The 25,010-nt window shown below is 65.5% G+C and carries 26 protein-coding genes; 3 read left to right on the top strand and 23 right to left on the bottom strand.

Annotated elements, in window-relative coordinates:
• Positions 1–71: 71 nt before the first annotated feature.
• Entirely contained in the window at positions 72–1,268 is a 1,197-nt protein-coding gene (locus A6A05_RS02560; RefSeq protein ID WP_068497152.1) for an ABC transporter substrate-binding protein, read from the bottom strand.
• A 241-nt stretch (positions 1,269–1,509) separates the two neighbouring features.
• On the opposite strand from A6A05_RS02560, the gene A6A05_RS02555 reads away from it, so the two are divergent.
• Together A6A05_RS02555 and A6A05_RS02550 are read left to right on the top strand one after the other, a co-directional pair.
• Entirely contained in the window at positions 1,510–2,202 is a 693-nt protein-coding gene (locus A6A05_RS02555) for a fumarylacetoacetate hydrolase family protein (protein WP_068497150.1), read from the top strand.
• An 84-nt stretch (positions 2,203–2,286) separates the two neighbouring features.
• Positions 2,287–3,774 (top strand): hypothetical protein, encoded by a 1,488-nt coding sequence (locus tag A6A05_RS02550; protein WP_068497147.1) that lies wholly within the window; start codon positions 2,287–2,289, stop codon positions 3,772–3,774.
• Between the two features lie 67 nt (positions 3,775–3,841).
• Here A6A05_RS02550 and A6A05_RS02545 read toward each other — a convergent pair whose 3' ends face one another.
• The 8 genes from A6A05_RS02545 to A6A05_RS02510 all read right to left on the bottom strand — a co-directional run bounded on the left by A6A05_RS02545 (position 3,842) and on the right by A6A05_RS02510 (position 11,779).
• The gene (locus tag A6A05_RS02545) at positions 3,842–4,489 is read right to left on the bottom strand and encodes a NapC/NirT family cytochrome c (protein ID WP_068497145.1); all 648 of its coding nucleotides are present in this window, start codon (positions 4,487–4,489) and stop codon (positions 3,842–3,844) included.
• Between the two features lie 31 nt (positions 4,490–4,520).
• On the bottom strand, positions 4,521–4,976 hold the full coding sequence (locus A6A05_RS02540; protein WP_245644158.1) for a nitrate reductase cytochrome c-type subunit: 456 nt from the start codon (positions 4,974–4,976) through the stop codon (positions 4,521–4,523).
• Positions 4,977–5,016: 40 nt separating this feature from the next.
• Complete coding sequence (napH, locus tag A6A05_RS02535) at positions 5,017–5,952, bottom strand: quinol dehydrogenase ferredoxin subunit NapH (protein WP_068497143.1); 936 nt, start codon at positions 5,950–5,952, stop codon at positions 5,017–5,019.
• Entirely contained in the window at positions 5,949–6,755 is an 807-nt protein-coding gene (gene napG, locus A6A05_RS02530; protein WP_068497142.1) for a ferredoxin-type protein NapG, read from the bottom strand. The genes napH and napG overlap by 4 nt, the downstream gene beginning before the upstream one ends.
• A gap of 63 nt (positions 6,756–6,818) precedes the next feature.
• Positions 6,819–9,320: a nitrate reductase catalytic subunit NapA gene (napA, locus tag A6A05_RS02525; RefSeq protein WP_068497140.1), complete on the bottom strand. Its 2,502-nt coding sequence runs from the start codon at positions 9,318–9,320 to the stop codon at positions 6,819–6,821.
• Positions 9,317–9,625: a chaperone NapD gene (locus A6A05_RS02520; protein WP_068497139.1), complete on the bottom strand. Its 309-nt coding sequence runs from the start codon at positions 9,623–9,625 to the stop codon at positions 9,317–9,319. The genes napA and A6A05_RS02520 overlap by 4 nt, the downstream gene beginning before the upstream one ends.
• Positions 9,616–9,843 (bottom strand): 4Fe-4S dicluster domain-containing protein, encoded by a 228-nt coding sequence (locus tag A6A05_RS02515; RefSeq protein ID WP_245644156.1) that lies wholly within the window; start codon positions 9,841–9,843, stop codon positions 9,616–9,618. Before A6A05_RS02515 ends, A6A05_RS02520 begins: the two co-directional genes overlap by 10 nt.
• Positions 9,844–10,114: 271 nt before the next feature.
• Positions 10,115–11,779, bottom strand: a complete 1,665-nt coding sequence (locus A6A05_RS02510; protein ID WP_068497133.1) for an EAL domain-containing protein — start codon at positions 11,777–11,779, stop codon at positions 10,115–10,117.
• 89 nt (positions 11,780–11,868) lie between these two features.
• Between A6A05_RS02510 and nudC the strand changes: the two genes are divergently transcribed.
• Positions 11,869–12,828 (top strand): NAD(+) diphosphatase, encoded by a 960-nt coding sequence (gene nudC, locus A6A05_RS02505; protein WP_068497195.1) that lies wholly within the window; start codon positions 11,869–11,871, stop codon positions 12,826–12,828.
• Here the strand turns inward: nudC and A6A05_RS02500 are convergent, their stop codons facing one another.
• From A6A05_RS02500 to A6A05_RS21165, 14 genes are all read right to left on the bottom strand, one after another.
• Positions 12,829–13,095, bottom strand: a complete 267-nt coding sequence (locus A6A05_RS02500) for a Txe/YoeB family addiction module toxin (protein WP_068497131.1) — start codon at positions 13,093–13,095, stop codon at positions 12,829–12,831.
• Positions 13,092–13,346: a type II toxin-antitoxin system Phd/YefM family antitoxin gene (locus A6A05_RS02495; RefSeq protein ID WP_068497129.1), complete on the bottom strand. Its 255-nt coding sequence runs from the start codon at positions 13,344–13,346 to the stop codon at positions 13,092–13,094. The genes A6A05_RS02500 and A6A05_RS02495 overlap by 4 nt, the downstream gene beginning before the upstream one ends.
• A gap of 227 nt (positions 13,347–13,573) precedes the next feature.
• On the bottom strand, positions 13,574–15,262 hold the full coding sequence (locus A6A05_RS02490; protein ID WP_068497127.1) for a methyl-accepting chemotaxis protein: 1,689 nt from the start codon (positions 15,260–15,262) through the stop codon (positions 13,574–13,576).
• Positions 15,263–15,456: 194 nt separating this feature from the next.
• Positions 15,457–16,161, bottom strand: coding sequence for an energy transducer TonB (locus A6A05_RS19880; RefSeq protein WP_082910637.1), 705 nt, complete (start codon positions 16,159–16,161; stop codon positions 15,457–15,459).
• The gene (locus A6A05_RS02475; RefSeq protein WP_068497122.1) at positions 16,139–16,639 is read right to left on the bottom strand and encodes a TlpA family protein disulfide reductase; all 501 of its coding nucleotides are present in this window, start codon (positions 16,637–16,639) and stop codon (positions 16,139–16,141) included. The genes A6A05_RS19880 and A6A05_RS02475 overlap by 23 nt, the downstream gene beginning before the upstream one ends.
• Positions 16,636–17,820 carry a sialidase family protein gene (locus A6A05_RS02470; protein WP_082910636.1) on the bottom strand — a complete coding sequence of 395 codons (1,185 nt, stop codon included), beginning with the start codon at positions 17,818–17,820 and terminating at the stop codon, positions 16,636–16,638. The genes A6A05_RS02475 and A6A05_RS02470 overlap by 4 nt, the downstream gene beginning before the upstream one ends.
• A gap of 2 nt (positions 17,821–17,822) precedes the next feature.
• Positions 17,823–19,943: a TonB-dependent receptor gene (locus A6A05_RS02465; RefSeq protein WP_068497119.1), complete on the bottom strand. Its 2,121-nt coding sequence runs from the start codon at positions 19,941–19,943 to the stop codon at positions 17,823–17,825.
• Between the two features lie 63 nt (positions 19,944–20,006).
• Positions 20,007–20,405, bottom strand: coding sequence for a DUF2946 family protein (locus A6A05_RS02460; RefSeq protein WP_156520856.1), 399 nt, complete (start codon positions 20,403–20,405; stop codon positions 20,007–20,009).
• 70 nt (positions 20,406–20,475) lie between these two features.
• The gene (locus A6A05_RS02455) at positions 20,476–22,023 is read right to left on the bottom strand and encodes a cytochrome D1 domain-containing protein (RefSeq protein ID WP_068497115.1); all 1,548 of its coding nucleotides are present in this window, start codon (positions 22,021–22,023) and stop codon (positions 20,476–20,478) included.
• Positions 22,020–23,147 (bottom strand): heme d1 biosynthesis radical SAM protein NirJ, encoded by a 1,128-nt coding sequence (nirJ, locus tag A6A05_RS02450; RefSeq protein ID WP_068497113.1) that lies wholly within the window; start codon positions 23,145–23,147, stop codon positions 22,020–22,022. Before nirJ ends, A6A05_RS02455 begins: the two co-directional genes overlap by 4 nt.
• 2 nt (positions 23,148–23,149) lie before the next feature.
• Positions 23,150–23,632 carry a siroheme decarboxylase subunit beta gene (gene ahbB, locus A6A05_RS02445; RefSeq protein ID WP_068497111.1) on the bottom strand — a complete coding sequence of 161 codons (483 nt, stop codon included), beginning with the start codon at positions 23,630–23,632 and terminating at the stop codon, positions 23,150–23,152.
• On the bottom strand, positions 23,629–24,075 hold the full coding sequence (locus A6A05_RS02440; protein ID WP_245644155.1) for an Lrp/AsnC family transcriptional regulator: 447 nt from the start codon (positions 24,073–24,075) through the stop codon (positions 23,629–23,631). The genes ahbB (A6A05_RS02445) and A6A05_RS02440 overlap by 4 nt, the downstream gene beginning before the upstream one ends.
• Positions 24,072–24,566, bottom strand: coding sequence for a siroheme decarboxylase subunit beta (ahbB, locus tag A6A05_RS21170; protein ID WP_068497108.1), 495 nt, complete (start codon positions 24,564–24,566; stop codon positions 24,072–24,074). The genes A6A05_RS02440 and ahbB (A6A05_RS21170) overlap by 4 nt, the downstream gene beginning before the upstream one ends.
• Positions 24,557–25,009, bottom strand: a complete 453-nt coding sequence (locus A6A05_RS21165; protein ID WP_068497106.1) for an AsnC family transcriptional regulator — start codon at positions 25,007–25,009, stop codon at positions 24,557–24,559. The genes ahbB (A6A05_RS21170) and A6A05_RS21165 overlap by 10 nt, the downstream gene beginning before the upstream one ends.
• Between the last annotated feature and the right edge of the window lies 1 nt (position 25,010).

The raw sequence follows: 25,010 nt of genomic DNA, 5'->3' as shown, positions 1-25,010 counted from the left end.
GGTTTTTGCCCACCCTTTGAAGAAAACCGCCGCCGATCCTTTGCGGAACGGCGGCGGGCAAATCCTGTCCGTTAGACGGCCATGCAGCCGCGTGCCGGGTCGATCAGGCCCTTTTGGGCCACTCCCAGCACCATTTCCTGGCCGTTCTTGACCTCGCGCAGATAGATGTCCTGGATCGGGTTGTGGGCCTTCGAGAAGGTGAAATTGCCGCGCGGGCTCTTGATCTCGGCCTTTTCCATCGCCGCGATCAGGGCCGGCTGGGCCGAGGTGTCGCCCTTCACGGCAGCCATCGACTGGACCAGCAACTGGCCGGCGTCATATCCCTGCACGGCATAGACGTCAGCACCCTTGCCGAACTGCTTTTCATAAGCGGCGCGGAAGGTCTTGTTGACCGGCGTGTCCAGGTTGTCGGCGTAATGCAGCGTGGTCAGGATGCCTTCCGCCGCCTCGCCCTGGCCCTTCAGCACGCCGTCGGTCAGGAAGCCTGGGCCGATCAGCGGAATGCCCTTCAGACCGGCGGCGGCGTAATCCTTGACGAACTTCAAGGCGCCGGCACCGGCGAAGAAGCACATCACCGCATCGGGCTTCAAGGCCGCGATCTCGGTCAGGTTGGCCTGGAACTCGACATTGGGGAACGGCACCAGGATCTGACGGGCGATGCGGCCGCCGCGGCTGGTGAAATGTTCCTCGAAGGCGCCAATCATCTCTTCGCCGGCGGCGTACTTCCACGTCATGGTGACGACGTTCTTGTAGCCCTTCTCGATGGCGACCTTGCCCAGCGGGAAGGTGGTCTGCCAGTTCGAGAACGAGGTGCGGAAGATGTTGGGCGAGCACATCGGCCCGGTGGCGGCGTTGGCGCCGGCATTGGGGATGATGGTGATGGTGCCCGACTGCTTGGTCACCTTGACCATGCCCATGGCGACGCCGGAATGGACGGTGCCGACCACGAAATCGACCTTCTCGCCGGTCACCAGCTTGTTGGCGTTCTCGGGCGCCTTGGCCGGATCGGATTCGTCATCGACGGCGACATATTCGATGTCGCGGCCGCCCAGCTTGCCACCCTTTTCGGCGATGGCCATCTTCATGCCGTTGGTGATCGCCTCGCCCAGGCCGGCATAGGTGCCGGAATAGGGCAGCATGATGCCGACCTTGACCTTGGCGGTGTTGCCGATGGCGAACTTGGTCGGCACGAAGCCGGAAGCCCCGGCCAGACCGGCCACGGCGGCACCCTGCAGGATCGTCCTGCGGGAAACGGGTTTGGAATCCATGTCGTCCCTACTCCTAGACCGGCCCGTCTTCGCCGGGCGCTGTTGCCTCCACGATCGGGGCTCGGATCGGCCCCTTCGCCTCCTGGTCGGAGGCGGACATTATTGCTCGGCGTTGGCCGCCGTTAAATCGGTACTTTAGTGCGTATTACCATGGCGATGCAACACGAACCCCACAGCGACGGGGATTGTCCTTCCGCGCGGTCGGGTGCATCCTGGGGCACCACCAGACCGGGAGCCTGGGATGACCGCACTTCTGTTTCCGCTTGCCCAACCGGCCGTGCCGGTGGTGGGTGAAACCGCCCTTTATCCGGTCCGCCGGGTGTTCTGCGTCGGCCGCAACTATGCCGGCCATGCGCGTGAGATGGGGTCGGACCCCAACCGCGAGCCGCCCTTCTATTTCTCGAAATCGCCCGACTGCCTGGTACCCGGCGGCGGCGCCATCCCCTATGCGCCGGCCACCGCCAACCTGCATCACGAGATCGAGTTGGTGGTCGCACTGGGGGCCTCGGTCTATCAGGCCGGCCCCGAAGCCGCCGCCAAGGCGGTCTTCGGCCATGCCGTCGGCCTGGACATGACCCGGCGCGACCTGCAATTCGCCGCCCGCGACAAGGGCCGCCCGTGGGACCTGGGCAAGTCGTTCGAGTTCTCGGCCCCGATCACACCGATCATCAAGGCCAGCCAGCCGATCATGACCGGGGCCATCGGCCTGAAGGTCAATGGCGAGATCCGTCAAAAGGGCGACATCGCCGACATGATCTGGTCGATCCCGGAAATCATCGCCCATTTGTCGCAGTACTACCACCTGTCGGCCGGCGATCTGATCTATACCGGAACCCCGGAAGGGGTCGGCCCGGTGCACCCCGGCGACCACCTTGTCGGCAGTGTCGAAGGTGTGGGCGAACTGACGGTCGACATCACGTCGCCTAGGGCCTAAACCTGTTTTTTGGGAAAAAGTTTTGCGTTAGTCTTAAGACTGTGCACATTGGGGACCCAGGAGAGAAGGCCTGGGCGGACGGACATGAACAATCCAGTAAAGGACGACAACAACGATGCCTCCGGGGACGTTGTCGAGCGGTCCTATTGCACCAACATCGAGGATTTCGCGAGCGTCGCCGCCCGCGAGATGATGGGCCGTTATCTCGGCAGTTTTCTTGACCCGCTGGTCATCACGCCGTCTGAGTTGGTTCATTCCTCCAAGTATCTGAAGCGCCTGAGCGATTCCGGCCGCGTGCTGATGAATGCCGTCGATAAGGTCGGCACCCTGCAGGCCAAGGCCAAGAATGTCAGCGCCGCCACCCGGGTCAAGGAACTGCACACGCTGGTCAGCACCGGCGTTCGCAAGGCGTGGGACGAGGACAAGGAAAAGCCGGTCCCCAGCGTTACCGCCGCCACCTTCCTGAAGCAGGTCGAGGCCGTGCGCGCCTCGGGGGCCGAGCGCGACCACCAGATCGGCCGCCTGCTGACCGAAGTCCTGTTCCAGCAAAAGACTTGGCGCGACAAGGCGACCACCCTGGTCGCCCTGCTGAGCCAGACCAAGGGAACCCCACTGTTCACCTTCATGGAACCGTGGCTGGCCGAGACCTTACGGTCGGACCAGGCGCTGGACCAGTTGCTGGGCTTCGCCGACCGTCTGGAAGACCGTTGTACCGATTTGGCCGACTTGTGGCGCGGCGCCTTGCAGGTGCGCGAGACCGCCGCCCCGGTCATGAGCGAAATCAACGCCCTGATCGCCAGCGGCGTCGCCCCCAACTGCCGCAATTCCGTCGAATACGGCCTGCTGCGCACGCTGGCGGCCAAGGACCCGCTGCGCTCGGCCGAGCCGGAAATCGAAATCCAGGCGATCTTCGACATGTTCCGCAAATTGTGGAACGGCGGCGACATCTGCGGCGGGGCCAAGACCGTCGGCAATCTGGAACGCCGCCAGAACCGCTGGATCACCACCGAAGGCGTCACCGACCTGCTGCGCGAGCGCAAGGTGGTCGCCGACCGGCTGGCCTATCTGATGACCCTGACCACCCTGGCCATCGGACCGACCAACCGCAACACGCTGAAGACCTTCATCGACCATTATTTCGGCGACCAGGATTTCGTGCCGCGCACCATCGGCGGCCCGGAACCGCCGGTGCCGAAAATGCAGACCCTGACCACCATCTACAAGGCGCTGAAGGGGTCGTGGCTGCCGGAGAACGAGAAGTATCCGGCCATGGCCAAGGTCGAGCAGGCCCAGATGGAACTGCTGAAGCGCGCCCGCCTGTTCGAGCAGATCGAGAAAAAGGGCGGCGGTGCGGCTCAGAAGGTTCTGACCCTGGTCGATCTGGCCCGCAAGGGCACCTTCATCGAGGGCGAGCCGCTGGCGGCGGTCGGGCCGGTCCTGCAGACCTATCTGCGCGATCCCACCTTCCTGAGCGAATATGTCGCCGGTGCCTCGGGCGAGGACCGGGCCAAGAAGATCGCCCTGCTTTCCAAGACCCTGGGCTCGTTCGGCATCAGCTGGAACGCAGCCTGAGCCTTTCATTTGCCTAAAAGGAATGGGGCGCCCCGGTCACCCGGAGCGCCCCTTTTCTTTCACCGCCTTACTTCTTCTTGTGGACGGCGTTCCAGGTCTCGTTCATCTCGCGCTCGGCGTTGAAGGCACCGTCGGGCAGCTTGTGAGCGACGCCCTTGTGGCAGTCGATACAGGTCTTGCCTTCCTCGACGGCCTCGTCGTGGCGGATCTGGGCGCGCTTTTGCTGACGGCTCAGGTCGAAGGCGCTGAAGGTGTGACAGTTGCGGCATTCCCGCGAATCCGTCTCCTTCATCGCCAGCCAGACATTCTTGGCCAGGTCCAGGCGCTTGGCCTCGAACTTCTCGCGGGTGTCGATCGAGCCCAGGATCTTATGCAGCACCTCGTTCGAGGCCTGGATCTTGCGCTTTATCTTGTAGACCCACGGCTTCGGAACGTGGCAGTCCGGGCAGGTCGCCCGCACGCCCGAGCGGTTCTGGTCGTGGATGGTGCCGCGATACTCGCGATAGACGTTTTGCTCCATCTCGTGACAGGACAGGCAGAACGCCTCGGTGTTGGTCAGTTCCATCGCCCAGTTGAAGCCGCCCCAGAAGATGATGCCGGTGGCGAAGCCGACGATCAGGATGGCTCCCAGCGACCAGCGGCCGGTGGGCTTTCGCAGCAATTCCCACGCCTGGCACATCAGGCTGGGCTGTTTGCCGTCGGTGTCGTTGCTCATGGCCGTGATCCTTTCCTACTCTCGAAGGGTATCAGCGGCCCGTGACCGCGGGCTGGAACTTGTTTTCCACCAGCGGCTTGGCATCGACCTGCGACACATGGCACTGCGTGCAGAAATAGCGGTTGCCGTTGACGGTATCCTGACGGACGCCATTGCGGTCGATGTAGTGGAGGTCGGAAATCTTCGGCGCCTTTTCCTGGTCGGAATAGGGCCATTCGTGGCAACGCAGGCACTGATTGACCTTCAGGTCGATCTCGTACTTCTCGGTGGCATGCGGCACCAACGGCGGCTGCTGCCGATAGGCGCGTTCGTGCTTGACGCCGTCTTGCACCTTGTAGACGTCGGGCGCCTTGTCCGGCGCGCTGACCGGCGAGTCCCGGAGCGCCCGCACATCGGCCGCCACGGCGTCTTTGAAACCTGCAACCTGACCCAGGGCGAGCCCCAGGGCGACGGCGATGGCCATGATCTTGATTTTCACAGCGGTCACTCCCCTTCCAGAACTTCCATTTCCTTGGGCGTCGGCCATCTCAGCCCGCCCGCGCGACATTCCCGGGTCCTTCCTTCGCCGGCGGCACGATGTGATCGACATCGTCCAAACCGTTGCGAAAGCGGGTCCCGAACTCGAAAACATTCTTGGCGCAGACATCGATGCACCGCCCGCAATTGGTACAGTCGCGGGAAGTGATCACCGGGCCGGCACCGGCCGACTTGCCGCGCAGTGCCGGGGCGATCACATGTCGCTCGGGGCACACGGCGAAGCATTCCATGCAATTGTCGCAGGCGTCGCGACGCCTTGCCGTGACCCGCACCAGGCTGCGGCTGCCCAGCAGGCCATAGAAGGCGCCGACCGGGCACAGATGGGTGCACCAGCCCCGTGAGGCCACGCCCAAGTCGAACAGGAACAAGGCCAGCGTCACCAAGAGCGCCGATCCAGCGGTGAACAATCCGCCATAGACCAGACCGCGATGCAGGATGGTGACGGGGTTGACGAATTCCCAGGCGATGGTGCCGGTGGCCGCCGAGGCGACCAGGACGCCGCCCAGGACGACGAAGCGGGTGCGCCGGTCCAGGCTCCAGCCTTCCTTGAGGCCGAAGCGGGCGCGCAGCCAGGCGGCCAGATCGGTCACCACATTGACCGGGCACACCCACGAACAATAGGTCCGCCCACCCACCAGGCCATAGGCCACCAGCACGATGGCGGCGCCCACCAAGGCACTGGTTTCGACGACATGGCGCGCCAGGAAAGCCTGGGCCACCATCATCGGGTCGGCCAACGGCAGGACGTTCAGGGTCAGGCTGGCGGCCAGCGTGCCCTTGGTGATCCACAGGCCGAACAGCGGGCCGGTCAGGAACAGGGCCAGGAAGCCGAATTGGGCCAAACGGCGGGCCAGCAGCCATTTGTGGGCGGCCAGCCAGCCTTGGGACAGGGCTTTGGTGCGGCCGGGGTGGAGTTCGGCGCTCATGGCTTGAACTCCTTGAAGCCGCCGCCGGGCAGACGCTCGGGGCTGGGCATCGCCGCCGGCGGTTCGGGCATACGGTCGGGAAGGTCGATGATGCCGTCGATCAGCGACTTTCCGGCCTTTTCCTTTTCCTTCCAACCCAGGCGGTAATGGGCACCCAAGACGCCCACCGCCAGATTGTGCGGCAGCACCCGGATCGCCGCCTCGTCCAGCACGCAGCCCTTCTCGCACTTGCCGCAGCCGGTGCACTTGTCGGTGTGCACAGTGGGAATGAACATGGCGTGCTTGCCGGTCCGCTCGTTGTGATGGCGTTCCAGGGTGATGGCCTGGTCGATCAGGGGGCAGACGCGGTAACAGACGTCACAGCGTAAGCCCAGGAAATTCAGGCAGGTTTCCTGGCCGACCAGGACCGCCGTGCCCATGCGGGCGTCTCGGATGTCGGTCAGGCTTTTGTCCAGGGCGCCGGTCGGGCAGGCGGTGACGCAGGGGATGTGCTCGCACATCTCGCACGGCACCGAGCGGGCGTTGTAGAACGGCGTGCCCAAGGGCTGGCCGTCGCCGATATCGGACAATTTCAGGGTATCGTAGGGGCAATCACGGACGCACAAACCGCAGCGAACGCAGGCCGACAGGAAATCATCGGCGGCGATCGCCCCCGGAGGACGCAACGCGACGGCTTCGGCCCGCTTACGGGCAGGCACGGCCAGAAGCAGGGCAAGAACCCCCGCCCCGCAGGCCGCGCGCACGGTCTGGGCGAGAAGACCTCGCCGGCTGACCGCGCCCGTATGCTTGCCCTTGTCCGTCATCGTCACCTCATCCGGGCCGGGGCCGCCCGCCCGCGAGCGGCCCCCTTGATCACCACGCGCGAGCTAGGCCTTCTCGACCTTGACCGCGCACTTCTTGAAGTCGGTCTCTTTCGAGATCGGGCAGGTGGCATCCAGGGTCAGCTTGTTGACCAGGATGCTTTCATCGAAGAACGGAACGAAGATCAGCCCTTCCGGCACGCGGTTGCGGCCGCGCGTATCCAGACGCAGGTTGATTTCGCCGCGCCGGCTCTTGACCTTGACGACGTCGCCGTTGCGCAGATTCCTGCTCTTGGCGTCGTTGGGGTGCATGAAGCACACCGCGTTGGGAACCGCCTTGTGCAGTTCCGGCACGCGCCGGGTCATCGAGCCCGAATGCCAATGTTCCAGCACGCGGCCTGTGCACAGCCACAGATTGAACTCGGCATCCGGCTTTTCCGGCGGGTCCTGGTAAGGCAGGGCGATGATCCACGCCTTGCCGTCGGGCTTGCCGTAGAACTTGACCCCCTCGCCGGCCTTGACATAGGGGTCGTAGCCCTCGCGGAAGCGCCACAGGGTTTCCTTGCCATCGACCACCGGCCAACGCAGGCCGCGCGACTTGTGGTACAGGTCGAACGGCCCAAGATCGTGCGCATGGCCACGACCGAAGGCGGCATATTCCTCGAACAGGCCCTTCTGGGCATAGAAGCCGAACGCCTTGCTCTCGTCGTTGTCGTGGCCGGCCTGCAGGTCGGACAACGGGAACTTGTTGACGGTGCCGTTGGCGAACATCACGTCGAAGACGGTCTTGCCCTTGTATTGCGGCGCCTTGTCCAGCAATTCGGCCGGCCAGACCTCCTCCATCTTGAAGCGCTTGGCGAATTCCATCATCTGCCACAGGTCGGACCGGGCCTCGCCCGGGGCCTTGACCTGCTGGCGCCAGAATTGGGTGCGGCGCTCGGCGTTGCCGTAGGCGCCTTCCTTCTCCATCCACATGGCGGTGGGCAGGATCAGGTCGGCCGACAGCGCGGTGACGGTGGGATAGGGATCGGACACCACCACGAACGCCTCGGGGTTCCGATAACCCGGATAGCCTTCCTCGTTCATGTTGGGGGCGGTCTGCATGTTGTTGGTGCACATCACCCAATAGGCGTTCAGCTTGCCATCCTTCAGCATGCGATGCTGCAGCACGGCGTGATAACCGATCTTGGGGTTCAGCGTGCCGGGCGGCAGCTTCCAGATTTCCTCGGTGGCCTTGCGGTGGCCTTCGTTCATCACCACCATGTCGGCGGGCAGACGATGGGCGAAGGTGCCGACCTCGCGGGCGGTGCCGCAGGCCGAGGGTTGGCCGGTCAGCGAGAACGGGCTGTTGCCGGGTTCGGAAATCTTTCCGACCAGCAGATGCACGTTGTAGATCATGTTGTTGACCCACGTGCCGCGCGTATGCTGGTTGAAGCCCATGGTCCAGAACGAGGTGACCTTGACCTTGGGATCGGCATAGAGCTTGGCCATGGCGATCAGCTTGTCTTCGGGCACGCCCGACAGCTTCGACACCTTTTCGACGGTGTATTCCGACACAAAGGCCTTGAACTCGTCGAAGGTGAAGTTCTCGACCTTGTTGGGGTCGCCCTTGCCTTCGCCATAGCCGTTATTGCCGGCCGCCTGCTCCAGCGGATGGGTCGGGCGCAGGCCGAAGCCGATGTCGGTAACGCCCTTCTTGAAGTTGACCGCCTTATCGACGAACGCCTTGTTCACCGCGCCGGTCTGGATGATGTAGTTGCAGATGAAGTTCAAGATGGCCAGGTCGGTGTTGGGCGTGAACACCATCGGGATATCGGCCAGGTCGAACGATTTGTGTTCATAGGTCGACAGCACGGCGACCTTGCAGCCTTCGTGGGTCAGGCGCCTATCGGTCAGGCGCGACCACAAGATCGGATGCATCTCGGCCATGTTCGAGCCCCACAGCACGAAGGCGTCGGCATGCTCGATGTCATCATAGCAGCCCATCGGCTCGTCGATGCCGAAGGTGCGCATGAAGCCGGTCACCGCCGAGGCCATGCAATGGCGCGCGTTGGGATCGATGTTGTTGGACCTGAAACCGCCCTTCATCAGCTTGACGGCGGCATAGCCTTCCCAGATGGTCCACTGGCCCGAGGCGAACATGCCGACCCGGGTCTGACCGTCGGGCTTCTTCAGCTGTTCCTTCCACTTCTCGGCCATGATGTCGAAGGCCTGGTCCCACGAGATCGGCGCGAACTCGCCGTTCTTGTCGAACTTGCCGTTCTTCATGCGCAACAGCGGCTTGGTCAGACGGTCGTTGCCATACATGATCTTGGACAGGAAATAGCCCTTGATGCAGTTCAGGCCACGGTTGACCGGAGCGTCGGGATCGCCCTGGGTGGCGACCACCCGTCCGTCCTGCACGCCGACCAGCACGCCGCAACCGGTCCCGCAGAACCGGCACACGCCCTTGTCCCAGCGGATGTTGGCCTTGGCCGGCTGCGCCACTGCGGGCACCGCGATGCCAGCGGCGGCCGCGGTCGCGGCGGCCGCATTGGCCTTGATGAAGTCGCGCCTGCTGAGGCTCATGGAACGATCTCCCCTTCCAGCTCATTATCGAAATGATGGTAAACGAGGGCCACCGACAGGATTCCCTCGACGTCGTAAAAGCGGGTGATGGTCTCACTCGCCCACTGGCCGTCGGCGTCCTCGACGACGACGATCAATTTGCCCTCGTCGGTCATGGTATGGACCTCGGTTCCGGGCAATTCTTCCAGGGCGGCCTTGACGGCCACCCTTTGATCAGGTTGGGCGTGCACCAGCACGCCGCAGATATTGACGGGTTCGACCGGCGGCGCCGCGCGCTCGCGGGCCACAAAGGCATTCATGCGCATGATTTTATCTCCGATGCGGCGGGATCCACCGGTTGCAGGGAAAGCGCACCCACCGGGCAGACCGCCAGGCAGTCGCCGCAGCCGGTGCAGGTGGCGGCATCGATCATCGGCATGGCGCGACCGCCCAGCATGGGGCGGATGCGAAGGGCGCGGGGCTCGCAAGGATCGGCGCAGGCGACACAGGTGACGCCGCGGACGGCCAGACAGCCCGCCGCCACGACCGCCACCTTCGGTCGCAACTCACTCTGTTCACTGCGATCGTCGGACCGTCCGAAAAGGGCCCGGCGGGATAAGGGTCCCGTCATCGCTCTGCCTCACATTCAAGGTCCCACTCCCCAGAAGGACCCGACAGGCTGAACAGTGCCACTGCGTTAGGGTAGGCGGTTTGACTTTGGTCAACAACCCCACAATCCGTAAGGGGTTATCCGACTCCACCGCTCTGGTATTTACGCGCAGAGATTGAAATGTCGGCTATGGTACCGAAAGATATCAGTCTTTCGGGCGGGGAACGCGCCCGGCCTGCAGCATCTGCTGGAATTGTTCGGCCGGCACTGGCTTGGAGTAATAGTACCCCTGGATGGTCGAGCAGCCATGTTCCTTGAGGAAGGCGACATGCTCGGATATCTCGCAGCCTTCGGCCACTACTTCCAGGTTCAGGCCCTGCGACAGGCCGATGATGGCCCGGGCGATCTCGGCGGTCTTGGGGTTTGTATCGACGTCGGCGATGAAGGCGCGGTCGATCTTCAAGGTGGTGATGGGAAAGCGCCCCAGATAGGACAGCGACGAATAGCCGGTGCCGAAATCGTCGATGGACAGGCCGACGCCCAGATCGCGAATGGCGCCCATCTTGCGCACCGCCGATTCGACGTCGTTCATCAGCATGCTTTCGGTGATTTCCAGTTCCAGCCACTTGGGGTCTAGGCCGGTATCGCCCAGGACCCCGGTGACGATGTCGATGAAGGCGCGCGAGCGGAACTGACGGGCCGAAACGTTGACCGACACCTTGACCGGGCTTAAGCCCATCTTCTGCCAGCCGATGGTCTGCTCGCACGAGCGGCGCAGCACCCACGAGCCGATCTGCTCGATCAGGCCGGTTTCCTCGGCGACGGGGATGAATTCGCCGGGGCCGATCATGCCCTTGTCGGGATCGATCCAGCGCACCAGCGCCTCGGCCCCGACCAGACGATCGTCGTCGGCCGACACCTTGGGCTGATAGAAAACGGTGAATTCCTCGTTGACCAGGGCCCGGCGCATCCGCGATTCCAGATCCAGGCGGACCTTGGCCTTGCGGTTCATGTCCTTCGAGAAGAACTGGTACTGGTTGCGCCCCGACACCTTGGCGTGATGCAGCGCGTTTTCCGCCTGCTTGACCAGCCCCGAGGCGTCGGGCGCATCCTGCGGGAACAGCGCGATACCGATCGAGAAGGTCACCACCACCTCTTGCCCATCCATCGCGAAAGGCTGCTTGATGGAATGCAGCACCTTCTCGGCGACGATGACGCTGTCGTCCATGTCGGCGATGGTCATCACCATGGCGAACTTGTCGCCGTCAAGACGGACCACGGTGTCGGTCTCGCGGATGCAGTGGCGCAGACGGTTGGACACCTCGATCAGCAAACGGTCGCCGGCGGCATGGCCCAGCGCGTCGTTGACCATGGTGAAGCGGTCCAGGCCCATCATCAGCAGCGCGACCGAACCGCCGACGCGATTGCAGGTCAGCACGGCGCGATCGACGCGGTCGCCGAAGATGTCGCGGTTGGGCAGGCCGGTCAGCTGGTCGTGGCCGAAACGCTGCTCGCCGGTGTCGCGCGCGGCATCGGCGGCCAAGCGGACCAGCCCCAGGTAATAACAGGGAAAGTCGGTTCCCGGCCCGTTGACGGCCGAGGTGCTGATCACCACCGCCTTCTCGGTGCCGCCGACGCAAGCGACATTGCCCTGCCAGCGCCCACCCTTGGCCGAGACCGCCTCGAGCAAGGATTTGCGGGCGACGCTGGCGAAGCGATCGTCGCCTTCGACCAGCCCCTCGGTCGAGTGGCCGGTCATCACCTCGAAGGCCTTGTTGACACGCACCAGACGTCGCTCGGCGTCGCACACAACGACGGCGTCACGGATCGTCTCCAGCAAGGTCTCTAGCAGCGCGCTTTGATCGATCATCGTCTCCCCCAGGAACCCCCATTTTCATGAAACCCGACAGAATGGCAATGACCTTGTGCGAATCATGCGACGATGCCATCGTTTGCCCTATGGACCCCATCCTTTATTCTGCCGTTCCGCTGGACCGTGCCCATCATTTACGCCGCGACGACGCGGCGATCGGCGCCCTTGTCCGCCGTCCCGACCGGCTGCTGGTGCCGCTATGGCGCGATCTGTCGCTCGCCACCCCGGAAGGCGCGGTCATGCCCGCCGGCGACATCGCCGCGCGCCTGCTCGACCTTGCGGGTGTCACGGTGTTCCTGGGCTTGTGGGCCGGGCGGCCGGTGTTCGCCGCCGACCTGTCCGAGGCTGAGGCCGAGCCCGACGGCACGCCGCCACGCCTGGGGCCGGATGGCGCCTGGACCGCGTTGAAGGCGGTCGGCGGCACCCTGCCAGCCGATCATGCGGCGATCCTGGCCTATGGCCGCGCCCTGGTGCTGTGGCACCGCCGGGCTCGCTTTTGCGGCATCTGCGGCGCCCCCACCCAATCGCGCGAAGGCGGCCACATGCGCCAATGCCAGGATGGGACTTGCGCCGCGCCGCATTATCCGCGCACCGACCCGGCGGTGATCATGCGGGTCGACGGCACCGACGAAGCGGGGCAGCCGGCGATCTTGATGCATCGCCAGAAGATCTGGGCGCCCGGCATGTGGTCGGTGCTGGCCGGCTTCGTCGAGCCGGGCGAGACCCTGGAAGAGGCGGTCGCCCGCGAAGTGCGTGAGGAAAGCGGCATCGAGGTGGCGGCGGTCCGCTATCACGGCGGCCAGCCCTGGCCGTTTCCGTCATCCTTGATGCTGGGCTTTTCCGCCACCGCCATCGGGGGCACCCTGGCCCCCGATCCGGACGAGTTGGAAGACGCCCAATGGTTCAGCAAGGCCCGCATCGCCGCCGAGTTTTCCGATGCGCACCGCACCGACGGCAGCGGCCGCCCCTTCCTGCCCCGCCCCGACGCCATCGCCCGGCGGCTGGTGGATGATTGGCTGCTTGACACGCCGGCCCGTGGCGGATGATCAGTAATGATAGCGGCACTGGACAATCTCCAGCCGCTGCCCCTCACCAAACCCGACGATGCGGTAGACCAGCCGGTGCTCGGCGGTGATCCGGCGCGACCACCAGCCCTTCAGACTTCCCTTCAGGGGCTCGGGCTTGCCCAACCCGGCGAATGGCGAGCGATGGGCATCGCGGACCAACGCGTTGAGGCGGGTCAGCACATCCGGGTCTGTTCTCTGCCAATAGAGATAATCATCCCACGCGGACGCCGTCCACAGCAGGTTCACGGCTCGATCAGCGCCCCTGTCGCCAGTTGGCCGGCCTCGGCCTGGGCGATGGAATCCAGCAGACGGGTGGCATTGGCCGGGCCACGCAGCAGGTGCAGGGTTTCCATGATGCTGTCGTATTCATCCTTGTCGAGCAGCACGGCGGACGGCGCATTCTGACGGGTCACCAGCAAGGGTGCTCGGCTGGCATGGACTTCGTCCAGACGCTCGCGCAGGTGCGAACGCAGGTCGGTATAGCTGCAACTGTCCATGACGCTCATCCTCCGGCGGCCCGCCTGTACAGATATATGGACAGTCGGGCCACCGTCAAGAATGGGTGATTTGACCAGCGGTCGAATGTATCGGCCCCGACCGCCAGCGTGGTGATTTCGAGGTTCGCATGAAAATGCGGACATCGGAATTACCATACGATTCAACAGATTCGCGGCCTGCATTTCCCAGGAATTCGCAAGCGAATTTCTGGGGCAGGACACCGGCATCACATCGCCTTGACACCCTTGAGGAAGCGGTCGAGACCGCCCATCAGGCCTTCCGAATCGCGGGCGAGCGAGTCGGCGGCGCTCAACACCTCGCGGGCGGCATCGCCGGTTTCGGCCACCGCCTCGGAAACCGTGCCGATCGAGTTCGACACCTCGCTGGCGCCATTTGCCGCCTCGGCGACGTTGCGGGCGATTTCGCCGGTGGCGGCCCCTTGCTGCTGCACCGCCTGGGACACCGAATCGGCGATCTGGTTCATTGCCTCGATGGTGCGGCTGATCTCGCTGATGGCGGCGACCGCCTCGGAGGTGGTGGCCTGGATGCCGCTGATCTGGCTGGTGATGTCTCCGGTGGCCTTGGCGGTCTGGTTGGCCAGATGCTTGACCTCGTTGGCGACCACCGCGAAACCCTTGCCGGCTTCGCCGGCACGCGCCGCTTCGATGGTGGCATTGAGCGCCAGCAGGTTGGTCTGGCCGGCGATGGCGTTGATCATGCTGACCACCTCGCCGATCCGGCCGGCGGCGGCGGCCAGGCCGCGCACCACTTCGTCGGTGCGCCGGGCGGCGGCAACCGCCTCGCGGGCGATGGCCGAGCTCTGGCCGACCTGATGGCCGATCTCGGCGACCGAGTTGTTCAATTCCTCGGCGGCGGCGGCGACGATTCCGACATTGGACGAGGTCTGTTGCACGGCGGCGGCCACCACCGCCGTCTCGGCGCTGGTGCGGTCGGCCGAGCCGCTCATCAAGGTGGCGGTGGCCCGCATCTGGGCGGCCGCCGCATTGACCGCGTGGGCCGCCGACGACACGCCGGCATCCAGTTCGCGGGCCAGGTGCTCGAGGGTGTCGCGCCGCTCGGCCTCGGCCTTCAGGCGGCTTTCCTCCTGCTCGCTTTGCAGGCGGCTGACCGCCAGGGCATTGGCGCGAAACACCTCGACCGAGCGGACCATTGCGCCGATCTCGTCCTTGCGGGCGACGCCATCGATCACGACGGCGGTGTCGCCATCGGCCAGCTTGTTCATACCGTCGGTGATGGCGGCCAGGGCGTCGATGACACGGCGCCCGACCCAATAGGACAGGCCCAGCACCAGCATCACCACGGCGCCGATCAGCAGCGCCTGGCGCTTGACCTCGGCACGGAAGGCGGTCTCGACATCGTCGAGATAGATGCCCGAACCGACCACCCAGCCCCACGCCTCGACGCCCTGAACAAAGGACACCTTGGCGACCGGCTGGTCGAAGCCGGGCTTCGGCCACAGATAATCGACGAAGCCGGCCTTGTTGGCCCGCACTTCCTCGGCGAAGGCGACGAACAGCTTCTTGCCGGCCGGATCCTTGAACTCGGACAGGTCCTTGCCGTTCAGTTCGGGCTTGATCGGGTGCATCACCATGCGCGGCAGCAGATCGTTGACCCAGAAATATTCCGAGCCGCCGTAACGCAGCGTCTTCAGGGCGGCGAGCGCCGCGCCCTGGGCCTGCTCGCGGGTCATGGCCCCCGACTTCTCCTGCGCGACGTAATGATCGACCAGCGTCACCGCGCTTTCGACCAGATGCTGGGTCTTGACCCGGCGACCGCTCAGCAGTTCGTCATGCAGGCTGGACAGCCCCAGACCGACCATCACCATCATGCCGACCATGGACGCAGCCACGATCAGCAGCATCTTGGCCCGAAAACTCCAATTATCGATGAACATCGCTGCTTTGATCCCGAACCTGAGGATTTTCTTATTCTTGCGGTCCGGTTGGTTCCGGCCGCGAATTTCCTCGATTGTGCACCGCACCAAAGAACAATGAAACCAACTCTCAGGTCAAGATTCCAAAGGAAGTAGAAACGCACAGGCGCGAATTATACGCAGCAACAAACGTATAGGGTGAATACCCGATGCCATCACCCCTCGGTCAGGGAGAAGCGAATCGGCACGTCGATCGCCGAAGCGACCGCCCTTCCGCCCTGCCGGGCCGGGGAAAAGCGCCACTGCCGCACCGTTTCCAGGGCGGCTTCGTCCAGCACCGCATGGCCGGAACTGTCGCGAACCGCGACATGGCAGGTCTGGCCGGCCTCGTCGATACCGACGCGAACCACCACCACGCCTTGCCAACCGCGCTGGCGGGCTATCCGGGGGTAGAAGGGCTTGGGCTGAGACAGCGGCGTCGCCTTGACCTCGTCTTCGACCAAAGGAGAAGACGCTGCACCTTGTGGAGCTGGTGCCGCCGCCTGGCTTGGTTCGGATGGCGCAAAAGCCGGGGCGGCACCGTCGGGGGAAACGGCAACCGGAGCCGGCTTGGCCGCGGACATGGCAGGGGACTTGGCGCGGATCGGCGGCGACGTCTGGGCGAACGGTCGCGCCGCTGGCGGTTCCGGTGGCAAGGTCGCGGCCGGCGGCGAGGTTTTCTCGATTGCCGCCTGCGGCGGCGGGGCCAGCACCAGTTCGACGATGGTCGCCGGCTCGATCGTTGGGGCGGGCGCCGGCCAGGCCAGGATCAGGCAAGCCAGCGCCCCATGAACAAGGGCCGCCCCAACCAGCCCGCGCCCCCATGAGCTTCGAGCCAGTTCGGACAAGGCACGGTCGTCAATGGTGAGCGCGATGGACATCGGCCACTCCTCCCCCGCTTATGATCCACTCGGATAGTCCGTCCTCGGTCAACGAGCCGGTCCGGAAGGCGGCGCGGCCGGCGGCGTCCAACCGGGCGGTGTGGGGCAATTCCCCCATCCAGTCGGGATCGATCTCGAAGCGCAGCCGTTCGGCCAGGCTGCCGTCGAAGGCCCAGGATTGGGCGCCGCCCAGACCCGCCCGGGCCAAAATCGCCGCCAGCTTGGGCGCCTGCGCCACCGGATCGGTGGCGACCAGGATCAGCTCGATGCCGGGATGGCGCTTGGCGAAGGCGGCCCAGGCCGGCAATTCGGCCAGGCACGGCGCGCAGGTCAGCGACCAGAAGTGCACCACCGCCGGCCGGCCGGCCTGGGCCGCACTCAGCCGCGCCCAATCGCCGCGCCCGAAGGGCCGGATGTCGCCGGCTTGGGCCGGAGCAATCGCCCACAACAGGGCCAGCACGGTCAGGATCGCCTTCATGGCCCCTCCAGCCCCAACAAGCGCCAGCCCTCGGCCCGGCTGGCCCAGGACAGCATGGCCCGCCCGCCACTGTTCACCAGTTGCGGATGGTCGGAAGCCTCGGCGGTGGTGGCGACCACGCGGGCGGCGTCCCAACTGACGCCGCCGTCACCCGAGTGCTGGACCTTGACGGCACTGGTCTCGCCGTCGAATTCCTTCCACGCCCGCCACAGGCCGGACGGCGCCGCCAGCAGGGCCGGATGGCCGGGTCGCCGGGCCTGATCGCCGATGGGTTCCGGTTGGCTCCAGCTTTGGCCGCCATCCATCGACCGCGCCCCGAACAGGCCCTGGCGCGCCCGGCCCTTGGTGAACCAGGCGGCGTGCCAGCCGCCATCGGCGGCCACCGTCAGGGCCGGGCCGTGATGGGGGCAGGCCTGGACCGGCCAGTCATCGACGGCCAGCCGGGCCGGGGCGCCCAGGCCTTTCGCATCCAGCCTGGCCACGGCGTGGTCGCGCACGCCGCCTTCGAAGACATGCCGCCAGGCCAAGGCCAGGCCGCCATCGCCGGTGGGGGCGAGCGCGAGGCGGCAGCATTCGCACGAATGGTCGGCGACGACCTGCTCGCGTTCGAAGGTACGCCCGCCATCCTTGGACCATGCCGCCACCACGGCCGCGCCGGCATAGGCCTGGCCGGCGCGCTTGGCCGCCGCCCCGGCCCGCTTGTCGATCCACACCAGGACCAAGGTGCCGTCAGGCAGGAGGCCCGCCACCTCGAAACGCTGGCTGACCGGATCGTTCGACAAGGGCCGGGCCGGCTCGAAGCTGCGGCCGCCGTCGGCCGAACGGGCGATCCACGCCTGGCCGCTAAAGGCCTGCTCCTTGCGCACGGTCCAGGTCACCAGCACCAGGCCCTTGCCGTCGGCAAAGACCTTGGGCCGGGCCTCGCCATTGTCGTCGATGGCGGCCGGCGGCCCCGACACCACCTGCACCCAGCCAGGCGCCTCGGCACGGGCCACCGCGACCTGGCCGGCGGCGGCGAAGGCCAGCCACAGGGTGCCGTCGGGCGCTGCCCACGGGGTCACCGCAGAGGCGCAGCGAAGCGAGACCTCGGTGCAGGATGATCCCGGCGGCTGATGGACAGCATGCTGGGCCGCCGCCGGGGCGGCCAGCATCGCCAGAAGGACGAAAATCACGCGCCGCATGATCAGAACTTCGCCGTGATGCCGGCGAACACGCTGAGCGGCGCCCCGGGGGCGAACTCTTCTCGTCCGCTGGTGTAGGTGGCGTTGGTCGCCCATTGGCTGTCGCCGACATTGATTACCCGGCCGAACAGTTCCAGATTTTCCGCAAGGGCATAGGCGCCGCGCAGGTTGAACAGGTGGTGGCCGGAATAGGTGTTGGTATTGGCGTCATCCATCTTGTAGGGACCGACATGGACCCATTCGGCTTCCAGGGTCAGTCCGTTCAGCCAATCGCCCTTGGGCTGCCAGACCAGGGTGGCGTTGTGAACGACGCGCGGCGCGGTGGGGATGTCGTTGCCGGTCAGGTCGACATTGCCCGAGGTCCCGCGCGCCACCCAGCCGGCATAGCGGTGCCGGGCATAGGTGCCCGACCCGCCGATGGTCCATTCCGGCAGGAACTTCCAGGACGCCGCCGCCTCGAAGCCGTAATGGCGGGTCTTGCCGTTGTTGGACGAAATGCGCTGGCTGGCATCCTGCAGCGTCAGGATGTCGTCGCGCTTGAGCATGTGGAAGATGCCGGTCTCCCAGGTGAAGTCGCCACGGTCGGGGCCGCGCAGGCCGATTTCGTAATTATCGACCTTGACCGGGCGCAGATGGATCGAGTCCGAATTCTGCCCCGAGCGGAACAGCTGGCTTTCCGACGGCGCCCGGAACGAGTGCTTGTAGCGGGCGAAGGTATTGAGATCGGGCGAAAAGGCCCAGGTCGCTCCCAGGCTGGGGCTGAGATGGCTGAAATAGCGGGTGGCGTCGCCCGGCCGGTAATAGGTCGAGGTGGTGGCGCTGCTGGTGAGCGCGTTGGGGACGGTGAAGGCCCCTGTCGACAGGTTGTTCTGATAATCGTAGCTCATGGCGTCGTAGCGAAGCCCCGCCTGCAGGCGCAGCGGCGAAAAGGGCGAGGTCTCGGCATGGACATAGGGCGAGGCCTGCATGTAGGTGACGTCGTAATCGTAGATGCGACCCTGGTTGGTGTAGCTGCGGAAGAACTCGCCCGACTTGGTGAAGCGCAGGCGGTCCTCTTCGCGGAAGCCGGGGCTGTAATCCAGGTCGGCCCCGGTGACCAGGCGGGTCCGCCAGGGCGCGAAATCATGGCGGTACTTGGCCAGCAGGCCCAGCGACTGGTGGCCGGACAGCGCCGCCGACGGGTCCGACGACATCAGGAACGAGGCCAGCAGATCCATCTCGTTCCAGCGCACGAAGGGGGTCAGCGACACCAGGCTGTCGGCATCCTCGCGCTCGTAGGACAGCGAGGCGCGGGCCGCCTTGACCTTGCGATAGGCCAGGTAATGGTAATTGTCGCTGGCGCGGTTCTTGTAATCCATTCCCGACAGCCGGGCGTTGGCGCCGGTCTGCTGATCGACATTGGTGACCGACATCGACGCCTTGATCAGCGCGCCCGACGATAGCGGCCGATCAATCCGGAAGCCGGCGCTTTGGCGGTCATAGCCGGTGGCGTCGCGCCAGCCGTCGGAATGGGTCAGGTTCAAATCGCCGCGCAGGCCCCAGCCGTCGATGGTGTCGCTGGCCGAACCCAGGAAACGGCCCCAGCCATAGGATCCGGCCTCGAGGGTGGTCGAGGCCTCGGGCTTGTCGGCGGGCGGCTTGCTCAGCACGTTGAACACGCCGCCGATGGCGTCCGAGCCTTGCAGGGCCGAACCGGGGCCGCGCGTCACCTCGATGCCGTCGGCCTGGGGCACGTTCACCTCGAACAAGGCGTTGTGGTTGAAGAAGCCGGTCGCCCGCGTCGGAACGCCGTCTTCCAGGTAGGAATAGACCGCATCGGTGCCGATGGGCTGGCGCAGGCCGGTGGTGTGGCCCTCGCCGTTGGTCTGCATCAGCACCGCGCCCGGCACGCGCCCGATGATTTCCGACGGATGGGCCGGCTTGACGAAGCCGACGGCGCCGCCCTTGATGATGGTGATGGCGGCCGGGGTCTCGGATTTCAGCTCGCCCTCGCGGGTGCCGGTAACGGTCATCTCTTGCAGTTGCTGGGCTTCCTGGGCCAATAGCGGGACCGGGATCAGGGCGGAAGACAAGACAAGGGCGAGGGCAAGCCGCCGGTGGCGGCCACGGACAAGCAACGGCATGGAGGGAATTCCCGTCAAAACGTGAATGCAGGCGGACCCGAAGGTCCGGCGATCAAAAGTGCATCACGCGACGGATGGGGGTGCCCTGGGGGCGAAGACACGGGAAGCCGATTGCGACGGACGCTCGGGATCGGCCAGGGCCAGCGCGACGGTCGAGGCCTCGACCGGCCGGCGCAACAGCACGGCCTGGCCAAGCGGCGGTGCGAAACTGCCGCTTCCAATGACCAGACAGAGCGGGCAATGACGAAGCGAGGTGGCCTCGGGGGAGCCGGCATCGTCGGCGGCCCCGCCGGCATGGCAGATGCTGGCCCGGATTTCGGCGTCCGAGGGCAGAGTACCGGCCTGGGCCGAGAAGGCGCCGGCCAGATTGACCACGGCCAGGGCCAGCCACGCGAACAGCACCAGGCCCCGCCAATTGCGGCGGCGCAAGGTCTCAAGCGTGATCAAGGTCCCTGAACTCATTTTCGATCCGTCTTTCGCGGTTCGTCACCCTATAGTTTCCCAGCCAGCCGCGGCAAGTCCTTGCCCTTGGTCAATGGCTGGTCCCAGACGAATAGGATATTTTGTTCCACACATTGTACTTGCCGATCGGCGCGCTCATCGGCAGCCGCTTGATCTCGGCGAAGGTGGCGGAATCCAGGATCAGGATGGCGCCGTCCTTTTCCGACAGCGACACCACCGCATATTTGCCGTCTCGACTGAACTCGACATGGCGGGTCAGCCGACCCGGCGCCGGGCGGATGGTGTGGGCGATTTCCAGCGTGCGGGTGTCGATGATCTGCAGGGCGTCCTTTTCCTTGCCCATCGACACATCGACCCAGGCGAACGGGGTGTTCTCGTGCCCGCGCATGAAGAAGCCCGGCCCCAAGGTGGAAAGCCGCTTGACCGTCTTCCAGCTTTCCATATCGATGATGCTGACCGCCGAATCCTTCAAGTGCGGCGTCGCCATCAGCCATTTGCCGTCCTTCTTGAAGACGATGCCCGAGCCCAGATGCGGCATGCCCGACAGGTCCAGGTCGGCGACCTTCCGCTTCAGGTCCAGATCGACCACCATCCCCTTCGAGCCGTCGCGCGACGCCCCCATCACCCGCTCGTAGGTGGGGTCGAAGAAGAAGTCGTCCATGAAATCGGGGATACGGATGCGCAAGGCCTGGAAGCGGCCGCCGGTCGAAACCCCTTCCTCCATCCCCTTCTCGCGCGAATGGACCAGGCCGTTCAACACCGGACCGGCATCGTCGGCATAGGGGAATTCCCAGATTTCTTCCAGGTCGCGCAGGGCCACCACGAAGGAATGCCGGGGCGGTGCGGTATAGACCGCCGAGACCCGGCTGGTCTTGCCGTCGCCGGCCACGGGGATCACCTGCAAGGGCGACAGGTCGCGGGCGTCCAAGGCCACCAGGCTGTGCGGCAGCACGTTGCCAACCATCAGGAAGCGGCCGTCATCGGACACCGCGACGTTTCGGGTGTTGATGCCGGCGCGGATTTCGGCGATCAGCCTGCCGGTCCACATGTCGACCTTCGACACCCAGCCATCGCGCGAGGCGAAATAGACGAAGCGGCCATCGGGCGAGTATTTGGCGCCGCCATGCAGGGCGAAGCGGCTGGGGAAGCGGTAAAGCACTTCCAGCCGGTCGCCATCGACGATGCTGACATGGTGGTCGCCGCCCTCGACGACGGTGAACAGGTTCAACGGGTCAGACGAAAAAGGCGGCTTGGCCGGCAGGTCGGCCAGCGGCGTGACCATGTGGTGCGACGCCTTGATCTGCTCCATGCCCCAATCGGGGACCTTGGCCAGCGGCTGGTAGACATAGGCCGCCAAGGCCTTGATCTGGTCGGGGCTCAGGCGGTCCTTGAAGCCCTCCATCTGGGTGGCGGCGCGGCCCTCGGCGATCACCTTCTCGGCCTCGGCCGGCTTCAGGCGGCCCAGATTCTCGGGCAGCAGGGCCGGGCCGATGGCGCCCAGCCGGTCGGCGCCGTGGCAGGCGGCACAGGTCTCGGTGTAAAGCTTGGCGGTGTCGTCACCGGCCCAGGCGGGAACCCAGGCCAGGGCGACCAGGGCGGCGAGGATGACGGACTTCATGCGATTTCCTCGTCGGTGAGGGTGCAGCCGGGGTCCTCGCCCCAGCGGTCGTTGCCCGCCTTCTCGGCGCGCACCCGGCTGTTGCCGTTGCAGATGTCCAGCCAGCGGCACGTGCCACAGCGCCCGCCAAGCGTGCGTGGATACTGTTTCAAGCCGGCCATCAGCGGGTTGGAGACGTCGGACCAGATGGCCGAGAACGGCCGGGTGCGGACATTGCCCAGCCGCTCGTGCCACCACATAGTGTCGGGATGGACCCAGCCCAGATTGTCGATATTGGCGACATTCACCCCCGACGAATTGCCGCCCCATTGCTTCAGCTTGGCCTCGACATGACTGGCCAAGGCCGGTTGGCGGCCCTTGACCCACAACAGGAAGGTCGGGCCGTCGGCATCGTTGTTGCCGGTCACCACCTCGATATGGGGATGGGCCTCGGCCCAGGAAAACAGCAGATCCATGGCACGCCGGGTGATCTGGGTGGCGGCGTCCTCGCCCCGGTTGCGGTTGCCCCTACCGGCATAGTTCAGGTGCGACAGATAGAACTTGCCGACCCCTTCGGCCGCCGTCAGGTCCAAGATGTCGGGCAGGTTGTGGGCATTGTCGCGGGTCATGGTGAAGCGCAGGCCCATCTTGACGCCCCTGGCCTGGCACAGACGGATGCCGGCCAGCGATTGGGCGAAGGCGCCGTCCTTGCCGCGAAAGGCATCGTGCACGGCGCCGATGCCATCGACGGACACGCCGACATAGTCGAAGCCGGCCGCCGCGATGCGATCGGCCATGGCGGCATCGATCAAGGTGCCGTTGGACGACAGCGCCACCGAGGAAAAGCCCAATTGCTTGGCCCGGGCCGCGATGTCGAAAATGTCGGGGCGTAAAAGCGGCTCGCCGCCCGACAAGATCAGGGCCGGCACCCCGAAGGCCCTTAAGTCCTCCATGGTGGCGAAAATCTCAGGCATCGACAGCTCGCCCTCGAATTCCTTGTCGGTCGAGGTCGAATAGCAATGCCGGCACAACAGATTGCAGCGGCGGATCAGGTTCCAGATCACCACCGGGCCGGGCGGGTTGCGTTTCGGCCCGATCGGGGTGGGGTGGTGCAACTCGCGCAAGAATTGGGTCAGGCGGAACATGGTCAGGCCCCCAGCCGCAAACCGGTCTTTTTCAGTATCCTGGTGCTGTAGAGCACCAGATGGCCCCGGTTCATCGGCCCCAGCGCCTCGGCCAGGCGCTGGACCAGGGAATCGGCAGTGGCCGCGTCACGGGCATGGATCATGGCGAACAGGTTGTAGGGCCAGGCCGGCGGACAGCGCGGGCGCTGGTAACAATGGCTGACGAAACCCAGTTCGGTCATCGCCCGCCCTGCGGCCTCGACATCCTCGTCGGCGACGTCCCACACGCTCATGCCGTTATGGCGATAGCCCAGGGCGTAATGATTGGGCACCACACCGATGCGGCGGATGATGCCGTCTTCCTGCATGGAACGGACCCGGTCCATCAGGTCTTCGGCCTCCACCCCCAGTTCGCCCGCGACCTGGCGCCACGGCTCGGGCACCAGCGGCAAGCCGTCCTGGGTGGCGACGATGATGCGGCGGTCCAGATCGTCCAGTTGCCTCATGCCTCGAATCTCAAGCCGACGTGGAATTCCCGTTGCTTGGGCATATCGTGGACGGTCAGGCCGGTCGCCGCCTCGACTTCGGTCAAGACCCGATCGACCTCGGCGCGAGATTGCGCGGCCACCACGAACCACATGTTCAGGCGGTGGGCGCGGGCGTAATTGTGGGCGACCTCGGGGAAGGCATTGACGATGGCGGCGACCTCGTCGAAGCGATCTTCGGGCACCTCGATCGCCACCAGGGTATTGTGGCCGCCGAAGCGGTCGGCGTTGTACATCGGCCCGAAGCGGCTTAACACCCCATCGGCCCGAAGCTTTGCGATGCGATCGATCAGGGCGGTTTCGGTCAGGCCCAGCGATTCAGCGGCCACCAGAAACGGCCGGTCGCAGACCGGAAAGCCGCCTTGCAGCGCGTTGATGATGGCGCGGTCGGTGTCGTCGATCATTCCGCCGCCATGGCCCGGCCATAGCGGGCCCCGCACTGCTTGAAGCGGCGCAGCGAGAACAGCACATGGCGCGGATAATGGGCCACCCCTTCCCGTTCGGCCATCGCCGCCAGGGCGCGTTCGACCGAAAGGCGGTCGCGGCCGTGGATCATGGTGAACAGGTTATAGGGCCAGTCCGGCAGCCGGCGCGGCCGGCGATAGCACAAGGTCACTTCCGGTGCTGCGCCCAAAATCTTGCCGATCTCGGACACCTTCTCGTCGGGGATGTCCCACACCACCATAGCGTTGGCGCGGTAGCCCAGCTCGTGGTGGCGCACGATCACCCCCAGGCGGCGGATCACCCCCCTGTCCCGCAAATCCTGAAGCCGGGCCAGCACCTCGGCCTCGTCCATGCCGATGGATTGGCCCAGGGCGGCGAACGGGTTCGCCTGCAGGGCCAAGCCGCCCGACAGGGCGCCGATCAGTTCAAGGTCGCGTCCGTTCACGTCCATGACAATCCGAACCCCAGATCGATGTGGAAATCTTCAAGCATCGGCAGATCCAGCACCGCCAGGCCGCTTTGGCGGGCGATGCCATCCAGCACGGCGGCGACCTCGGATTGCGAGCCGGCGGCAACCACGAACCACAGATTCAGTCGGTGCTCGCGCTGGTAATTGTGGTTGACCTGGGGATAGGCCGAGACCAGCGCCGCCACCTCGTCCAGGCGAACCGGGGGCACCGCCATGGCGGCCAGGGTCGAGGCGCCGGCGGCATGCGGGCGCACCACCGCGCCGACCCGGGCGACCGAGCCTGCCAGCCGCAGCCGTTCCAGGCGAAGGATCACCTCGTCCTCGGAGATACCCAGCTGTTCGCCCATCGCCAGATAGGGGCGCGACACCAGCGGCAGATCGCGCTGGAATTCGTCGAGCAGGCGGCGGTCGAGCGGGTCCATCATC

It is taken from the genome of Magnetospirillum moscoviense (assembly GCF_001650635.1).
In the GTDB taxonomy this organism is placed as follows: Bacteria; Pseudomonadota; Alphaproteobacteria; order Rhodospirillales; family Magnetospirillaceae; genus Magnetospirillum; species Magnetospirillum moscoviense.
This window is presented reverse-complemented; position numbering and strand designations above follow the sequence as displayed.

Coding starts and splice junctions, on each gene's coding strand:
- A6A05_RS02560 (WP_068497152.1), bottom strand. CDS start 1,268: ATGGATTCCAAACCCGTTTCCCGCAGGACGATCCTGCAGGGTGCCGCC.
- A6A05_RS02555 (WP_068497150.1), top strand. CDS start 1,510: ATGACCGCACTTCTGTTTCCGCTTGCCCAACCGGCCGTGCCGGTGGTG.
- A6A05_RS02550 (WP_068497147.1), top strand. CDS start 2,287: ATGAACAATCCAGTAAAGGACGACAACAACGATGCCTCCGGGGACGTT.
- A6A05_RS02545 (WP_068497145.1), bottom strand. CDS start 4,489: ATGAGCAACGACACCGACGGCAAACAGCCCAGCCTGATGTGCCAGGCG.
- napH (WP_068497143.1), bottom strand. CDS start 5,952: ATGAGCGCCGAACTCCACCCCGGCCGCACCAAAGCCCTGTCCCAAGGC.
- napG (WP_068497142.1), bottom strand. CDS start 6,755: ATGACGGACAAGGGCAAGCATACGGGCGCGGTCAGCCGGCGAGGTCTT.
- napA (WP_068497140.1), bottom strand. CDS start 9,320: ATGAGCCTCAGCAGGCGCGACTTCATCAAGGCCAATGCGGCCGCCGCG.
- A6A05_RS02520 (WP_068497139.1), bottom strand. CDS start 9,625: ATGCGCATGAATGCCTTTGTGGCCCGCGAGCGCGCGGCGCCGCCGGTC.
- A6A05_RS02510 (WP_068497133.1), bottom strand. CDS start 11,779: ATGATCGATCAAAGCGCGCTGCTAGAGACCTTGCTGGAGACGATCCGT.
- nudC (WP_068497195.1), top strand. CDS start 11,869: ATGGACCCCATCCTTTATTCTGCCGTTCCGCTGGACCGTGCCCATCAT.
- A6A05_RS02495 (WP_068497129.1), bottom strand. CDS start 13,346: ATGGACAGTTGCAGCTATACCGACCTGCGTTCGCACCTGCGCGAGCGT.
- A6A05_RS02490 (WP_068497127.1), bottom strand. CDS start 15,262: ATGTTCATCGATAATTGGAGTTTTCGGGCCAAGATGCTGCTGATCGTG.
- A6A05_RS19880 (WP_082910637.1), bottom strand. CDS start 16,161: ATGTCCATCGCGCTCACCATTGACGACCGTGCCTTGTCCGAACTGGCT.
- A6A05_RS02475 (WP_068497122.1), bottom strand. CDS start 16,639: ATGAAGGCGATCCTGACCGTGCTGGCCCTGTTGTGGGCGATTGCTCCG.
- A6A05_RS02470 (WP_082910636.1), bottom strand. CDS start 17,820: ATGCGGCGCGTGATTTTCGTCCTTCTGGCGATGCTGGCCGCCCCGGCG.
- A6A05_RS02465 (WP_068497119.1), bottom strand. CDS start 19,943: ATGCCGTTGCTTGTCCGTGGCCGCCACCGGCGGCTTGCCCTCGCCCTT.
- A6A05_RS02460 (WP_156520856.1), bottom strand. CDS start 20,405: ATGAGTTCAGGGACCTTGATCACGCTTGAGACCTTGCGCCGCCGCAAT.
- A6A05_RS02455 (WP_068497115.1), bottom strand. CDS start 22,023: ATGAAGTCCGTCATCCTCGCCGCCCTGGTCGCCCTGGCCTGGGTTCCC.
- nirJ (WP_068497113.1), bottom strand. CDS start 23,147: ATGTTCCGCCTGACCCAATTCTTGCGCGAGTTGCACCACCCCACCCCG.
- ahbB (WP_068497111.1), bottom strand. CDS start 23,632: ATGAGGCAACTGGACGATCTGGACCGCCGCATCATCGTCGCCACCCAG.
- A6A05_RS02440 (WP_245644155.1), bottom strand. CDS start 24,075: ATGATCGACGACACCGACCGCGCCATCATCAACGCGCTGCAAGGCGGC.
- ahbB (WP_068497108.1), bottom strand. CDS start 24,566: ATGGACGTGAACGGACGCGACCTTGAACTGATCGGCGCCCTGTCGGGC.
- A6A05_RS21165 (WP_068497106.1), bottom strand. CDS start 25,009: ATGATGGACCCGCTCGACCGCCGCCTGCTCGACGAATTCCAGCGCGAT.